Source organism: Paludisphaera borealis (genome assembly GCF_001956985.1).
GTDB lineage: Bacteria > Planctomycetota > Planctomycetia > Isosphaerales > Isosphaeraceae > Paludisphaera > Paludisphaera borealis.
Genome location: NZ_CP019082.1, coordinates 2,685,640 through 2,700,176 on the forward strand (window position 1 = coordinate 2,685,640; position 14,537 = coordinate 2,700,176).

Below are 14,537 nucleotides of genomic sequence, written 5' to 3' on the forward strand. Positions count from 1 at the left end.
GACGAGATCAACCTAAGATGAAGAGACGGGACGACATCCGGAACGTGGCAATCATCGCCCACGTCGACCATGGCAAAACCACGTTGGTCGACTCGATGCTCCGTCAGTCGGGCCAGTTTCGCGCCTCGCAGCTCGTGGGCGAGCGGATTCTCGACTCCAACGACATCGAGCGCGAGCGCGGGATCACGATCCTCGCAAAGAACATCGCGATCAACTACGGCCACTCGAAGATTAACCTGATCGACACGCCGGGTCACGCCGACTTCGGCGGCGAGGTCGAGCGGACGCTCCAGATGGCCGACGGCGCGCTCGTGCTGGTCGACGCGTTCGAGGGGCCGATGCCCCAGACCAAGTTCGTGCTCCGCAAGGCGTTCGAGTGCCACATCAGCCCGATCGTCGTGATCAACAAGGTCGACCGCCCCGACGCGCGGCCCGACGAGGTTCTGAACGAGATCTTCGACACCTTCGTCGAACTCGGTGCCAGCGACGAGCAGTCCGACTTCTCGTACATCTTCGCCTCCGGGCGGAGCGGCTTCGCCTCGAACGACCCGAAGGCCACCGAGGGGGACATGCGGCCCCTGTTCGATCTGATCCTCGAAAAGGTGCCGGGGCCGGTGGTCGATCCCGACGCGCCGTTCGCGATGCTCTGCACCACGCTCGACTTTTCCGAGTACGTCGGCCGGATCGCCATCGGCCGGATCTTCTCCGGGACGGTCCGGCGCGGGCAGCGGGCGAACCTGCTGAAAGCCGGCGGGGTCGTGGTTCCGGGCTCGATCGACGGCGTCCTGGTGTTCGACAAGCTGGGCCGCGTCGACGTCGAGGAGGCCGAGGCCGGCGACATCGTCGCGATCGTCGGGCTCTCCACCGTCGAGATCGGCGACACCATCGCCGCGATCGAGCGGACCGATCCCCTGCCCCGCATCGAAGTCGGCGAGCCGACTCTGAGCATGCTGTTCACCGTCAACGACTCGCCGCTCACCGGCGAGGGCAAATTCCTCACCACTCGCCACCTCAAGGACCGCTTCGATCGCGAGCTGGAATCGAACGTCGCGCTGAGGGTCGAACCGGCTGAGGACCTCGACGCCTACAAGGTCTCGGGCCGCGGTCTTTTGCATCTCTCGGTGCTGATCGAGACCATGCGCCGCGAAGGGTTCGAACTGGCCGTCGGAAAGCCCGAGGTCATCGTCAAGAAGATCGACGGCGTCGATCACGAGCCGTACGAGTTCCTGGTGGTCGACGTGCCCCACAGCCACATCGGACCAGTCATGGAACTGGTCGGCGCGCGTCGCGGCGAAATGAGCAAGATGGACATGAAGGGGGCCTACGCGCACATCGAATTCGCGATCCCCGCGCGTGGCCTCATCGGTCTCCGAAACCGGCTCATGAGCGCCACCCAGGGCGAGGCGATCATGCACCACAGCTACCTTGAGTACCGGGTGCTCAGAGGCGACATTCCGTCGCGCAGCAACGGCGTCATGATCAGCATGGCGCGCGGCCCAGCCGTCGCCTTCTCCCTCGACAACCTCCAGCAGCGCGGGACCATGTTCGTCGCTCCCGGCGACGACATCTACGAAGGCATGATCATCGCCGAGAACGCCCGTAGCGATGATATGGTCGTCAACCCCTGCAAGGAGAAGAAGCTGACCAACATGCGGGCCTCGGGCTCCGACAAGAACGTCCTGCTCAAGCCCCCCCGCGTGCTCACCCTCGAAATCGCCCTCGAGTACATCGAGACCGACGAGCTGGTCGAGATCACCCCCTCGAAGATCCGACTCCGCAAGAAGGTGCTCAGCGAGGACGGCCGCAAACGCTCCGAGCGGAGCGGCAAGAAGGTCGGCGTCTGACGGAACCGGTCAACCGCCCGGCGTCTGTTTCTCAGACGCCGGCGGGCAGCCGCGCTGGTTGCGGAGCTTCTGGTAAAAGAGAATTTCGAGGCGGTTGTTGCGCAAGGCGACGCGCGCCTCGCGGGTCAGTTGCACGCAGGCGGCGAGCATCAGGCTGACGCCGATAATCGCCAAACTCGTCGGCACGGCGATTAAGTAGCCGCCGACGAGCGCGTCGAGGGCCATCGTCAGGCTGGTGCCGACATACATCGCCATCGCCAAGTACAGCAGCGTGAGGGCGAGCCGGATCAGATCGCTGCGCGTCATCATCCGGTTGAGCTGGACCGTGACGTGTTCGAGCCGATCGTCGAGGAAGTCGAGCCCTGACGCCCCCCGGCACAGCTCGTCGGCCTCGAGATTGAGCTGGCGGATGCGGTCGACGACCCGCGACATCCGGTTCGAGGTCGAGATGATCAGCGACCCATTCGCGGTCATGAAGAGTGCGGGGGTGATCATGGCCGAGAGCGTCGTGTACGTGTCGGGAATCACGGGCATGGATCGAAGCTTTCGGGGCTCTGGGCTCGGGACGGGTCACGCTCTCTCGATCGGCCCGGATCAAGGCGAGTGGAGCGCATCCCAGTCTTCCCTGAGAATGCCATAGTGCTCCATGTCGTGCCAGGTCCCGTCGCGGTAGATCCTCCGCCGCGCCGTGCCTTCATGACGATAGCCGCACTTCTCGTAAACGCGCCTCATGGCCGGATTGATGGTGTGGCCGTCGATCCGCTGAAGGCCGAGTTGGTCGAAAGCGAACCGGGTGCGAACCCGGACCGCATCCGTCCCATAGCCCCGCCCTCAGGCTGATTGTTCACCCAGCATCAGACCGCCGAGGGCGCATCGGTTCGTCCAGTGGACCCCGTGCAGCCCGATGAACCCGATGTGCGTTTCGGACTCGTCGAGAATCGCCCAGTGAAAGTCACGATCGCCCGGCAGCTCGGCCCTGTCGAAGAACGCCTCTTCCTGCTTCCGGGTGAATCCGAAGTGAAATTTGAGCGCCGCTGTTACGACTGGGTCGTTGAGCCATCGAAGTGCATTCTCAAGATGAAGCGAGCGGTCGAGCGGCGTCAGTCGAACCCGCTCGCCTTTCCATCCCACGATTGCGACGCTCATCGTCCGTTCCTCCCGTGAGGTCTCCCCTACTACTGGAGGCGGCCCTCAGCGACGAGGTTCGCGTGCCGTCGCCAACGGACCTCGGCGGTCAGGGATGAGGTTCGCCGGGAGCGGCCTTCTGTGATTCCGAGAGGATTCGCATCCGCTTTCGGAAGACGTACGGAGGTTCGAACGGCAGCGGTCCCGCGGCCTTCGCAGCCGCTAGCACCTCGGCGGCCTGCTGCGGGAGCCCATTGTCGCCGTAATGCGTCACCGATTCCTCGGCCAGCCGCGCCTTGACGATCAAGGTCGAGTAGTTCTTGCCGTTGAGGATCAAGTAGCCGAGCGTACGTTCGTATGAGTCGAGCATGCTTGCCCGGACGAGTTCGACGGTCGTCGCGGTCGCGAACGCCCCCTGCGCGAAGGCCCTCGCTTCGAGGCCGAACGGCTGATCAAACGGGATGTTGTGCTCGACGTGGCGGGTCTCGGGCGAGTCGATGCCTAGGATGCGCACGGTTTCCACGTCCCCGCCTGGCCAGCGAATGACAACCGTGTCGCCGTCGTCGACGACGATGATCGAGGGATCGACCGCCACGGCATGACCATTGGGCCGAACCTGCGGGTTCGAAGTGGGAGTCCCCACGCGCGGCGTTTGCGGCGTCTGGGGCGGCGGGCCGCCCGGGGCTCTCCAGGCGGTGCCGTGGGCCGCGAGGGCGAGGACGGCGAAAGCCGAAAGCGATGTGACGAGACGCTGCCGAGATCGCAAACCCATTCGTGGAGACTCCCTGGGATGAGCAGTTTCGTGAGTCTTACCGGATGCTCTTCTTGATGAAGCCCAGGCCCTCGCGGCAGAGGCCCGAGGCGTCCGGGAACAGATCGCGCCAGACGCGGGTGGCGGCGGCGAGGGCCGGCAAGGCCGTGCCGAAGGCTTCAATCGTCATGTAGCCGTCGTAGCCCGACTGCTTGAGGCCGCCGAAGAACGAGTCCCAGTGGACCTGTCCGGTGCCCGGCGTGCCGCGGTCGTTCTCGGAGATGTGGACGTGGATCGTGTCGGCCGCGCACGAGGCGATCGCCTTGGCCTGGTCCTTCTCCTCGATGTGCGCGTGGAAGCTGTCGTACATCATCTTGCACGACGGGTGGTTCACCGCCTTGATGAACCGCGAGGTCTGGGCGGCCGTCGTCAGGAAGTAGTTCTCGAACCGATTCAGGTACTCGATCGCCAGCTTGATCCCCCGAGCCTCCGCCTTCTGGGCGGCCTCTTGGAGGGTCTCGACGCCGTGCTGGAATTCGGTCTCGGTCGGGCCGGTCCCGGAGAAGACGCCGATGGTCGAGTGCAGCGGACCGCAGAGGATTTCACAACCGAACTGCTGGCCGCATTCGAGGACCCGGTCGAGGTAAGCGACGGCCGCGGCGCGGATCTTGGCGTCGGGCGAGATCGGGTTGATGTCGGGCCCCATCACGGTCACGGCCGTGGCCGAGAGCCCGAGGCTTTGCAGCCGCTTGCCGAGCCGGGCGTAGTCTTTCAGATCACTCGTGTTGAAGATCGGGATCTCGACGGCGTCGTAGCCGAGTTCCTTGATCGTGTCGAGGATCGCGTCCTGGGCCGCGCTGACGTGGTCGGTCCAGAGCAGCAGGTTCATGCCGATTTTCATCTTCGTTGATCCTTGATTCGATGCTAGAAAACCGCCGGCCGGGGAGATCGGCGCGGCGGCGTCTCAGTTCGTCTCGTGTTCAAACCGGCACGACCGTCTCCCACTTCTTGTGCTCGGCCGAATCGAGCACCGCGTCACAGACGGCCTGCGTGACCAGGGCGTCGCGGAACGTCGGCGCGGTCGAACGCCCCGCGGCGAGATCCGCGAGGAAGTCGGCGACCTGATGCACGAACGTGTGCTCATAGCCGATCTGAAGGCCCGGCACCCACCAGTTCTTCATGTACGGCATGTCGCCGTCGGTGACGTGGACCGAGTGCCAGCCCCGGATCAGCGAGTCGTCGGCGTGGTCGAAGAACTCCAGCCGGTGCAGGTCGTGAAGGTCCCACTTGATCGAGGCCTTCTCGCCGTTGATCTCGAAGGTGTAGAGGGCCTTGTGGCCGCGCGCGTAGCGGGTCGATTCGAACAGGCCGAGCGAGCCGTTGTCGAACCGGCAGAGGAACGCGCACGCGTCGTCGATCCCCACCGGCTCCACCTTGCCGGTCAGGTTGTGCTTCCGCTCCTTGATGAACGTCTCGGTCATCGCCGAGACCGTGTTGATGGTGCCGTTGAGCCAGAGAGCCGTGTCGATGCAATGGGCCAGCAGGTCGCCGGTGACGCCCGATCCGGCCGCCGCGGCGTCGAGCCGCCACAGTCCCGCGCCCCCTTGGGGGAGGTCCGACGAGATCGTCCAGTCCTGGAGGAACTCGGCCCGGTAGTGGAAGATCCGCCCCAGCCGGCCCTCGTCGATCAGTTTCTTGGCCAGCGACACGGCCGGCACGCGACGGTAGTTGTACCAGACCGTGTTGGCGACGCCGGCCTTCTCGACGGCGTCGACCATCGCCTGCCCCTGCACCAGGTCCATCGCCAGCGGCTTCTCACAGAGGATCGTCTTGCCCGCCTTGGCTGCCGCGATCGCGATCTCGGCATGCGTGTTGTTGGGCGTGCAAATGTCGACCGCGTCGATATCCTTGCGCTCGATCACCTTCCGCCAGTCGGTCTCGACCGACTCGTACCCCCAGTTGTCGGCGAACGCTTGCACGCCGGCCGGGTCGCGACCGCAGACCGCCTTCAGCACCGGCCGGTATTCGAGGTCGAAGAAGTCGTTCACGCGCTTGTACGCGTTCGAGTGCGTCCGGCCCATGAAGCCGTAACCGATCAATCCGATGTTCAGCGGTTTCTTCTGCGCCATGTTCTCACCTATTGTTTTTGTTGATCTTCGATCGCGTTGCTTATGTTATTCGGTCCAGCCGTGGGCGTCGCGGACGCCGACCATCGCGGCGAGGATGTCGGTCCAAGTCTGGGGCTCCATCATCACGGCGTTGGGGAACATGCAGCCGTCCCAGCAGATGTGCCGGAACGCCTTGGTGAGCCGTCCCGAGTCGTCGCGGAGCCAGAATCCGGCGTGGTGTGGGATGTCGAGCTTGCCGTTGGGGTCGTTCGCCAGGCAATGCCGGCCGGTGTGGTCGTGCGAGCCCGAGCCGAAGACGGTGGCGTCGTTCTGGGCGACGTGGAAATCGAGCGTCCACGGCCGGAGCGCGTCGGTCAGCGTGCGGAGGGCTTCGTCGAGCGTGTGCCGGTCCTTCCAGTCGAAATTCTCGGGAAGGATGCGGTCCTCCGGAGCGTTCTCGCCGAGCGTGTAGAGCAGCGTGTGGGCCATGTCCGCCTGAAAGCCAACGGTGTCGGGCTCGCCGACGCGCTCCAGCAGGTCGACCATCCGCTTCCACGAATGCATCCCGGCCCAGCAGATTTCCCCTTCGGCGGCGAGCTTCTCGCCGTGGTCGCGGGCGATCGCGCCGGCCTGCTTGAAGGTCTCGGCGATCTTCTTCTGATTGCCGATCGGGTCGGCCGACCAGTCGGCGGGGCTGCACGCCGAGTCGATCCGGACCACGCCGTTGGGTCGGACGCCCAGCTCGCGGAGCCGCTTGGCAATCCGACAGCCTTTGCGCACCTGTTCGAGGAACTTCTTCCGCCCCTCGCCCTCGTCCATCGCCGACCCGCCGCCGGTCGGCGGCCAGACCGGCGCGACGACCGAACCGATCGCCAGCCCGCGCTTCGACGCCTTGTCGGCGAGGGTCTTGATCGCGTCGTCGTCGGCGTCGATGTCGACGTGGGGGGCGAACAGGAACAGGTCGAAGCCGTCGAACTTGACGCCGTCGAACTCGGCCGCCGCGGTCAGGTCGAGCATCGTGTCGAGCTCGATGCAGGGATCGCCGCCGTCGCTCCCCTTCCCAACCACGCCCGGCCACGCCGCGTTGTGCAGCTTCGGAAAATTATGTGTATGGCTTGCGGTCATCGAATCCACCTCGGGTGTCGGGATCGTGAGAGAAGAAATCGGGTACGGCGTCGACGTTGACGCCGGTTGCTTACCTTACCAGTGCGGAAACGGGTCGATCAGGGTCTCGCGGACCAGTTCGTCGACCCGGCGGACGGCTCGAATTCCGAAGAAGCCGACGGGGCCGCGCGCGAGCCTCCCGAGGCCCTCGAAATAGACGTCGCCCGAGCCGTCGGGATACTCGAACCGCGTCGTGCCGTCGAGCATGCCGGGCAGGAACGAGAACAACTGCAGCTCGCCGGCCGTCGAGCCCACTTGGGCGATGATGGCGCGCTGGTCGGTCACGGCGTAGATCGTCCGGGCGAGCCGCCATCGCGAACCGGCCCAGGCGATCATCCTCCGGACCAGGTCGAAGAGGATGAACCCTCCCAGAACAGCGGGCGCCAGGCACAAGGCCGTGATCAACACGAGCGGGCTGGCGAGCGGCTGCTCGAAGATCCCCAGCATCGCCGCCAGCGACACCCCCGAGAGGCCCGTAATGACGGCCACGAAAAGGGCGGGGATCACCGCGATCTTGCGAATCCTCGGCAGGCCGGGCCGGGCCGACCAGAGCAAGTCTTCCCCCGGCGAAAGCGCCGACTTGAGGCCGCCTCGAAAGTCGTCGCCGTCGAACTCGTCATCGAAGTCGTCCGGCTCGTACCAGCCTTGTGAGTGCATGGCGAAGAGTCCTTCGGGGGTCGACGGCGGTCTGCTGCGAGGGAGCCCATTCACACTTCGTCTTGCGCCGGGCTCTTGCCGGGAGGGGTCCGATACAGGAGGCGGTCAATGAACCGCCCGGTCCTGACGATTCCCGCCTCGACGAGCCTGCTCAACGGCCTCAGCCTGGGATGGGCCCAAACTTGCAAGGCGACTCGCCTCGTTTCGGCTCCCCATGCCCTCGCGTGCATCTGGAACGCCTCGTTCCGCGGTTTCGCCCAGCTTTGCAAGGCGGTGGGCGCGGGAGCGGGCTTAGGCGGCTCCTCTTCGAGGCCCAGGTGCTTCATGATCCGGTCGAGCTTCCGCCCCAGTTTGTCGACGCTCACGACGAGGACGAGCAAATTCGTGAACGTCATCCAGGTCCAGAAATTCGGGAACTCCATGAACGCGGCGAAGGGCACGTCGAGTGTGTGAAGAGTCCAGGAACACGGCATCTTACGACCCTCGGCAGGGGCATCGGGCGAGGGACCGGCCTCGAAGTTGCGGCCGGTCCCCGCCGGATTGCGGATACGCCTTCGCGCCCTCGCTCAGCCGGACTTCCGGTGAGCGCCCACCTTGGGCAGGTCGGGATGGGTGTCGGGGCCGAAGTAGCGGAGGCTGACGAACGGCTCGCTGCCGGTGTTCTTGAAGGTCACGCCCTCGTTGGCCCGCTTGTGGGTGACGAAGACTTCGTCCTTCGTGATTTCACCGAAGCGGATGAAGTTCGGGCTATCGAGGTCGAGCTTGCCGATCGAGCCGCTGCCCTGCGTGACGATCAGGCCGTACGCGCCGGGGTCCTTGATCGTCGCCGACTTGCCGGGGAGGACCGTCAGCTCGCAGGCGGAGAACAACTGCTGGCCGTCGACCGTGCCGTAGACGATCCACTTGTCGAAGAAGCCTTCCTGGGCGCCGCCGGTGCGGACGATCGGCTCCAGGTAGTTGTTGTTCTTGAACTCGGGGTCGACGTTCTTCTCCCAGTCGAGCTGTTCGACCAGGTAGTCGAGGTCGTGGTGGTACTGCTCGGGAACGTCCTTGACCAGCAGCTCCCAGGGAACGCGCCGGCCTTCGACCATCGACTGGTACATGCCGAAGACGTCGGAGCCCCACTGCGGCTCGTACGTCACGAGCGACCCGGGGGCGTGGAGCACGTCGGGGGGACGAGCCAGCCGGTGCCGGGCTTCAAGCGGTAAGCCTTGGAGAGGTCGAGGATGCCGTTGTCGCCCTGGTTCCAGCGCTCCAGGCACTTGCGGAGGTCTTCCTTCTTCGTCCCCGGCTCAAGGCCGAAGAACGTGTACGGGAAGTTGTTGCCGGTCCAGTTGAGCTGGGGGGGGAAGTAGTAGCTCTCGGGCTTGCCTTCGAGGCCGAGCAGCTCGGCCTGCTTCTGGCTCTGGTGCATGTGGTGCGGGATCGGGCCGAGGTTGTCGAAGAACTTGCTGTAGACCGGCCACCGCTTGTACTTGTCCCACATCTTGGCGCCGATCGACTCGGCGCCGTGGTGGCCGATCGCGTCCTTGAGCGTGAACTTCTCGCCCTCGTGGACGACGTAGCTCATGCCTTCATCGGGCGGCGCGCCTTCGTTGGCGGCGGCCGTCGTCGAGGAGAACCAGCGCTCGTCGATACCGCCCCGGTGGGTGCCCAGCGCGTACAGATCCTCGCGCGAAAGCTTGAGCCGGCCGCCCGGCATCAAGAACGATCGGGGAACCCACGTGGGGGCCAGCCGCAGAATGCCTTCGCCGGCTTCGAGGGCCGAGCGCGTGCGCGCGGCCAGATTCTGATCGCTCATCCGATCCTTCCTCAAATCCAAATGGAGCTCGCCTGTCCCCGCGCCAGGGCCGTCTCGGCGGACTTCGGACGCAGCCCTCGCGAACCGGGCTCGTCCAGACCCTCGCACGACGCGTTCGACACGTTGTAAAACCTTCGGCCCCGCGACGCAAGCCGCGATCGGCCGCGGCGAACGCCTCACGTCGCCGTCGGAATCCATTGTGCCGGTCGCGCGGATCTTCCGAAACCCCTTGTCGACGGAGCGCCCGCCGAAATTCCGAGTCACTCCGGGAGCGGCTCGGAACGGGTCGAGCAGGTCGGCGCATCGCGGAAGAAATCGATCACCCCGGCGAGGATCTGGTCGAGCGACTTCCGCGGCCGGTAGCCGATCAGGGCGTGGATCTTGTCCAGGCAAGGGACCCGCCGCGGCATGTCCTCGAACCCTTCGCCGTACGCCTTCTCATAAGGAATATGGACGATCTCGGAGGCCGACCCGGTCAGGCTCCGAACTCGCTCGGCCAGCCGCTGGATGGTGACTTCCTCGCTCGACCCGACGTTGAAGACCTCGCCGACCGCGCCGGGATGATCCATCAGGCCGATCAGGGCCGAGACCACGTCGCCGACGTCGGTGAAGCAGCGCGACTGCGAGCCGTCGCCGTGGATCGTGAGCGGCCGGCCGCTCAGGGCCTGCTTGACGAACGTCGGCACGACCATGCCGTACTGCCCCGTCTGACGCGGTCCCACGGTGTTGAACAACCGGACCAGCACCGTCGGCAGCTTGCGCTCCTTCCAGTAGGCGAGCGCCAGGAACTCGTCGATCGCCTTCGAACAAGCGTAACTCCAACGACCCTTGGTGGTTGCGCCAAGAACAAGGTTGCCGTCCTCGCGAAACGGGACGTCCTCGCTGAGTCCGTACACCTCGGAAGTCGAGGCGATGAGCACCTTTTTCTTCTTCTTGTTCGCCTGGGCCAGGACGACTTCGGTGCCGTGGACGTTGGTTTCGATGGTCCGCACCGGGCTCTCGACGATCAGCTTCACGCCGACGGCCGCAGCGAGGTGGAAAACGACGTCGCACTGGTCGACCAGCTCGGCGACCGTGGGGGCGTGGTGGACGCTCTCGATCGTGTAGTGGAACCGCGGATGCGCGCGGAGGTGGCGGATGTTGTCGATGCTTCCGGTTGAGAGGTCGTCGAGGATGAAGACCTCGTCGCCCCGTTCCACATACGCGTCGGCCAGGTGCGATCCGATGAACCCGGCGCCCCCGGTGATGAGCACTCGCATTGAACGATGATCCCCGCAGAAGCCAGATCCAGAAGGCGAACCGATGGGTGGCACGGGTTCGGCTCGTCCGAACCCGAGGGGCAAGCCGTGGCGAGCGTCCACGGGGTCGAGTACGAACCCGTGCCACCCTGGACCGCCGTCGCGGACTTACGCCTCGCTACGATAGACCAGCGTATCGCCGGACGGCCCGCGAAGAAACACGGGAACACACCCGGTCCGCCCGGAATTCGGCCCTGGCCTGTCACTTCCGACTCGGACTTGATCATAATCCGGGCGTCGGGCATCCTCTGCCGATCCGTTCGGTCGTGAACGACGCCTCGCCGCGTCGCCGTCGCATATCATCCACCAGGAGCCGCGTCGATGAATGCCGCCGCAGAAACTCGAATTGAAGCAGGCGGCCCGGAGAAACCGGGCGGGTTTCGCGCCCTGGGCGGCCTGCTGACAGCGCAGTTCCTCGGCGCGTTCAACGACAACGCCTGGAAGCAACTCGTGATCATGCTCGCCATCGCGGCGGCGGCCGGCGAGGCCGACGGGGCGAGCGCGAAGGAGGCCGCCGCCCAGCGGAAGACCGCGATCGCGCAGATCGTGCTGATGATCCCGCTCATGGCGATCTCGCTGCCGGCGGGACTCCTGGCCGACCGGGTCAGCAAGAAGTCGGTGATCGTCTCGATGAAGGCGTTCGAACTGGCCTTGATGGTGCTCGGCACCGCGGCCCTGAAATGGCACCCGGCCGGGGGGATGACGGCGCTCGCGGTCCTGAGCCTGCTCGGGGTCCAGGCCGCGCTTTTCAGCCCGGCCAAGTACGGCATCCTGCCGGAACTTCTGCCCCACGACCAGCTCTCGAAGGGCAATGGCTTCCTCGAAACCTGTACGAACCTGGCGATCATAGGCGGGATCGTAGGGGGCGGCGTCTTGTTCTGGATGACCAAAAGCGAGCCGTGGCACGCGGGAATGCTTCTGATCCTCTGCTCCGTCGCCGGGATTGCGGCGAGCTTGGCGATCCCCGACGTGCCCCCCGCCCGAGCCGAGGGAGGATTGGCGGCCACGGTGCGGATGGCCTACGACGCCATTCGCGCCGACCGCGTGTTGCGGCTGGCCGTGATCGGCCAGGTGATCGTCTGGAGCATAGCCAGCCTGGTTCCGGTCCCGATCATGCCTTATGCGACGATCGTCCTGGAACTCGAAGGCTGGATGTCGGGCCTGCCGCTGGCCGCACTGGGGATCGGCATCGGCGCCGGCTGCCTGCTGGCCGCCAGGCTGTCGGCCGCGAACGTCGAGTACGGTCTGATCCCGCTGGGGGCGTTCGGGATGGCCCTGAGCGCCTTGGTCTTCGCCGCCTGGGGGCCGGGATTGGCAGGCACGATGCTCGTGCTCGGCGTGCTCGGCCTGTTCGCCGGGCTCTTGCTGGTGCCGCTGAACGCGATCATCCAGTGGCGCGCGCCGGCCGACCGCCGAGGGGCGGTGATCGCCTTCACGAACGTGCTGGTTTACACGGGGATGCTCATCGGCTCGGTGGTCGCGCTCGGGCTGGCCAAGGCCGAGGTCTCGGCCCAAGGCGTGTTTTCGCGATGGGGGCCGGGCTCGCCGTCGGCTTCGTCTGGGCGCTTTCCCTCGTCCCCGAGGCCTTCCTCCGGTTCGTGATCCTCACGCTGGGGAACACGATCTACCGGGTCCGGGTGATCGGACGCGAGAACATCCCCCGCGAGGGCCACGCCCTGCTCGTCCCCAACCACGTCTCGTTCGTCGACGGCCTGTTCATCATGGCGTCGACCGATCGGCCGGTCCGGTTCGTGATCTATGCCGAATACTTCCAGAAGCCGTTCATGGGGTGGGTCCTTCGCGCCATGCGGGCGATCCCGATCACGTCGACCGACGGCCCGCGGATGATCCTCCAGGCGTTTCGCGAGGCCGGCAAGGCGCTCGACGCGGGAGAGCTGGTCTGCATCTTCCCCGAGGGGCAGCTCACCCGGACGGGGCTGATGGCGCCCTTTCAGCGCGGGCTTCAGCGGATCGTCAAGGGGCGCACGACGCCGATCATTCCGGTCCATCTCGACCGGATCGGCCGCAGCATCTTCGCCCCGGTCAGCGGCCGGCGGCTCCCTGAGCGGATTCCGTTCCCGGTCACCGTCTCGATCGGCCCCCCCTGCCCTCGACCGCGACCCTCTTCGACATGCGGCAGGCGATTCGAGGGCTCGATACCGACGCCAGAAGCCTTCGCAAAGGGGAATCGCGACCGCTCCATCACGAGTTCATCCGCCAGGCGCGCCGCAACTCCGGGCGGCTCGCCCTGGCCGAGCTTCAGAAGCCGTCGCTCTCGTTCGGCAAGGCGCTCGTCGCCACCCTGGCCATGGCGCGGCGGCTCCGAGGGCGATGGCAGGGACAGACGAACGTCGGGATCATGCTTCCGGCCAGCATGGGCGGGGCGATCGTCAACCTGGCGGCGTCGATGGCGGGCAAGACGGCGGTGAACCTCAACTTCACCACCGGCCGCGCGGGCATGGAATCGGCCGCCCGTCAGGCTGGACTGAAGACGATCGTCACCAGCCGCAAGTTTCTTGATAAGGCCAAGATCGAGGCCCCCGAGGGAGTCGAGCTGATCTACGCCGAGGACGAATCGGCCGGGATCACGCGAGTCGACAAGCTGAAAGCCCTGGCCCTCGCGATCCTGGCTCCGATCCGGCTCCTCGAACGCTACGCCGGCGCGGACCGGGCGCCGTCGATCGACGACGCGGCGACGATCATCTTCAGCAGCGGAAGCACCGGCGATCCCAAGGGGTCGTGCTCACGCACTACAACATCGTCGCCGACATCGAGTCGATCCGCCAGGCGTACCGCGTCCTGCCCAACGACCGCCTGGCCGCAATCCTGCCGTTCTTCCACTCGTTCGGTTACACCATGTTCTGGTTCGCCGCCGACACCGGCATGGGCTCGGCGTTCCACCCCAGCCCCCTCGACGCCAACGGCGTCGGCGCTCTGGTCGAGCGGTACTCGGTCACGGTCCTGATGGCCACCCCCACGTTCTTGCACCTGTATCTGCGTCGCTGCACGCCTGCGCAGTTCGGTTCACTGCGGTTGGTGCTCGCCGGGGCCGAGAAGCTGCCGGATTCGCTGTACGTCGCGTTCGAGGACGCCTTCGGAGTCCGACCGATGGAAGGCTACGGACTCACGGAATGCGCGCCGGTGGTGGCGGTCAACACGTTCGACTACCGCGCCCCCGGAACGTTCCAGCCGGGTTCGAAACGGGGGTTCGTCGGCCAGCCGCTCCCCGGCGTGTCGATCCAGATCGTTTCGCCCGCGACGTTCGAGCCCCTCGGCGCCGATACGGAGGGACTGATCCTTGTCAAAGGGCCGAACGTCATGCGGGGCTACCTCGGCCGTGACGACCTGACCCAACAGGCCTTCCACGACGGCTGGTACAACAGCGGCGATCTCGGCCTCCTGAGCGAGGACGGCTTCTTGAAGATCACCGGCCGGCTCTCGCGGTTCTCGAAGATCGGCGGCGAGATGGTGCCCCATGGACGCATCGAAGAGGCCCTTCAGGACGCCGTGAAGGCCGACACTCAGGTCTTCGCCGTGACCGCCGTCGGCGACCTCAAGAAAGGCGAGAAGCTCGCCGTCCTGCACACGCTCGACGAAGCGAAAGTCGACGAGGCGCTCCGCAAGCTCGGCGAGCTAGGGCTCCCCAACCTCTTCATCCCGAGACGCGACCACTTCTTCAAGGTCTCGGCCATTCCGATGCTCGGCAGCGGCAAACTCGACCTCCGCGCGGTCCATCGTCTGGCCGAGGAATCGCTCTCGGAACGTCAGCTCGTCAATTCGTGAGCACAT

General features: G+C 65.8%; 10 protein-coding genes and 4 pseudogenes. 4 read left to right on the plus strand and 10 right to left on the minus strand.

Going from position 1 to position 14,537, the window contains the following annotated elements:
* Nucleotides 1–17: 17 nt before the first annotated feature.
* The gene (gene typA, locus BSF38_RS10445; protein WP_076345375.1) at nucleotides 18–1,844 is read left to right on the plus strand and encodes a translational GTPase TypA; all 1,827 of its coding nucleotides are present in this window, start codon (nucleotides 18–20) and stop codon (nucleotides 1,842–1,844) included.
* A 9-nt stretch (nucleotides 1,845–1,853) separates the two neighbouring features.
* On the opposite strand, the gene BSF38_RS10450 is transcribed toward typA, so the two are convergent.
* The 10 genes and pseudogenes from BSF38_RS10450 to BSF38_RS10495 form a co-directional block, all read right to left on the minus strand.
* Nucleotides 1,854–2,378, minus strand: a complete 525-nt coding sequence (locus BSF38_RS10450) for a DUF2721 domain-containing protein (protein ID WP_076345377.1) — start codon at nucleotides 2,376–2,378, stop codon at nucleotides 1,854–1,856.
* A gap of 60 nt (nucleotides 2,379–2,438) precedes the next feature.
* Nucleotides 2,439–2,990 (minus strand): annotated as a pseudogene (locus BSF38_RS32500) (GNAT family N-acetyltransferase).
* A gap of 88 nt (nucleotides 2,991–3,078) precedes the next feature.
* Entirely contained in the window at nucleotides 3,079–3,741 is a 663-nt protein-coding gene (locus BSF38_RS10460; protein WP_083712858.1) for a thermonuclease family protein, read from the minus strand.
* 37 nt (nucleotides 3,742–3,778) lie between these two features.
* Nucleotides 3,779–4,621, minus strand: a complete 843-nt coding sequence (locus tag BSF38_RS10465) for a sugar phosphate isomerase/epimerase family protein (protein ID WP_076345383.1) — start codon at nucleotides 4,619–4,621, stop codon at nucleotides 3,779–3,781.
* Nucleotides 4,622–4,700: 79 nt separating this feature from the next.
* Nucleotides 4,701–5,849, minus strand: a complete 1,149-nt coding sequence (locus tag BSF38_RS10470; RefSeq protein ID WP_076345385.1) for a Gfo/Idh/MocA family protein — start codon at nucleotides 5,847–5,849, stop codon at nucleotides 4,701–4,703.
* A 45-nt stretch (nucleotides 5,850–5,894) separates the two neighbouring features.
* Nucleotides 5,895–6,953: a sugar phosphate isomerase/epimerase family protein gene (locus tag BSF38_RS10475; RefSeq protein WP_076350744.1), complete on the minus strand. Its 1,059-nt coding sequence runs from the start codon at nucleotides 6,951–6,953 to the stop codon at nucleotides 5,895–5,897.
* A 75-nt stretch (nucleotides 6,954–7,028) separates the two neighbouring features.
* Nucleotides 7,029–7,649, minus strand: a complete 621-nt coding sequence (locus BSF38_RS10480; RefSeq protein ID WP_076345387.1) for a hypothetical protein — start codon at nucleotides 7,647–7,649, stop codon at nucleotides 7,029–7,031.
* Between the two features lie 50 nt (nucleotides 7,650–7,699).
* Nucleotides 7,700–8,122, minus strand: coding sequence for a hypothetical protein (locus BSF38_RS10485; protein WP_145952060.1), 423 nt, complete (start codon nucleotides 8,120–8,122; stop codon nucleotides 7,700–7,702).
* Nucleotides 8,123–8,215: 93 nt separating this feature from the next.
* Nucleotides 8,216–9,450: pseudogene (locus BSF38_RS32650) on the minus strand (hypothetical protein).
* A 260-nt stretch (nucleotides 9,451–9,710) separates the two neighbouring features.
* Nucleotides 9,711–10,709 (minus strand): GDP-mannose 4,6-dehydratase, encoded by a 999-nt coding sequence (locus tag BSF38_RS10495; protein WP_076345391.1) that lies wholly within the window; start codon nucleotides 10,707–10,709, stop codon nucleotides 9,711–9,713.
* A 360-nt stretch (nucleotides 10,710–11,069) separates the two neighbouring features.
* Between BSF38_RS10495 and BSF38_RS31995 the strand changes: the two genes are divergently transcribed.
* The 3 genes and pseudogenes from BSF38_RS31995 (at nucleotide 11,070) to BSF38_RS32005 (ending at nucleotide 14,531) form a co-directional block, all read left to right on the plus strand.
* Nucleotides 11,070–12,350 carry an MFS transporter gene (locus BSF38_RS31995; protein WP_237170835.1) on the plus strand — a complete coding sequence of 427 codons (1,281 nt, stop codon included), beginning with the start codon at nucleotides 11,070–11,072 and terminating at the stop codon, nucleotides 12,348–12,350.
* A pseudogene (locus tag BSF38_RS32000) lies at nucleotides 12,278–12,697 on the plus strand (1-acyl-sn-glycerol-3-phosphate acyltransferase); the annotation flags it as partial. The gene BSF38_RS31995 and the pseudogene BSF38_RS32000, both read left to right, overlap by 73 nt.
* A gap of 182 nt (nucleotides 12,698–12,879) precedes the next feature.
* Nucleotides 12,880–14,531 (plus strand): annotated as a pseudogene (locus tag BSF38_RS32005) (AMP-binding protein).
* The last annotated feature ends 6 nt before the right edge of the window (nucleotides 14,532–14,537 follow it).

Excerpts from the sequence above, each read along its gene's own strand:
- BSF38_RS10480 (WP_076345387.1), bottom strand. The coding sequence starts at position 7,649 with ATGCACTCACAAGGCTGGTACGAGCCGGACGACTTCGATGACGAGTTC.
- BSF38_RS10465 (WP_076345383.1), bottom strand. The coding sequence starts at position 4,621 with ATGAAAATCGGCATGAACCTGCTGCTCTGGACCGACCACGTCAGCGCG.
- BSF38_RS10470 (WP_076345385.1), bottom strand. The coding sequence starts at position 5,849 with ATGGCGCAGAAGAAACCGCTGAACATCGGATTGATCGGTTACGGCTTC.
- BSF38_RS10460 (WP_083712858.1), bottom strand. The coding sequence starts at position 3,741 with ATGGGTTTGCGATCTCGGCAGCGTCTCGTCACATCGCTTTCGGCTTTC.
- typA (WP_076345375.1), top strand. The coding sequence starts at position 18 with ATGAAGAGACGGGACGACATCCGGAACGTGGCAATCATCGCCCACGTC.
- BSF38_RS10450 (WP_076345377.1), bottom strand. The coding sequence starts at position 2,378 with ATGCCCGTGATTCCCGACACGTACACGACGCTCTCGGCCATGATCACC.
- BSF38_RS10475 (WP_076350744.1), bottom strand. The coding sequence starts at position 6,953 with ATGACCGCAAGCCATACACATAATTTTCCGAAGCTGCACAACGCGGCG.
- BSF38_RS10485 (WP_145952060.1), bottom strand. The coding sequence starts at position 8,122 with ATGCCGTGTTCCTGGACTCTTCACACACTCGACGTGCCCTTCGCCGCG.
- BSF38_RS10495 (WP_076345391.1), bottom strand. The coding sequence starts at position 10,709 with ATGCGAGTGCTCATCACCGGGGGCGCCGGGTTCATCGGATCGCACCTG.
- BSF38_RS31995 (WP_237170835.1), top strand. The coding sequence starts at position 11,070 with ATGAATGCCGCCGCAGAAACTCGAATTGAAGCAGGCGGCCCGGAGAAA.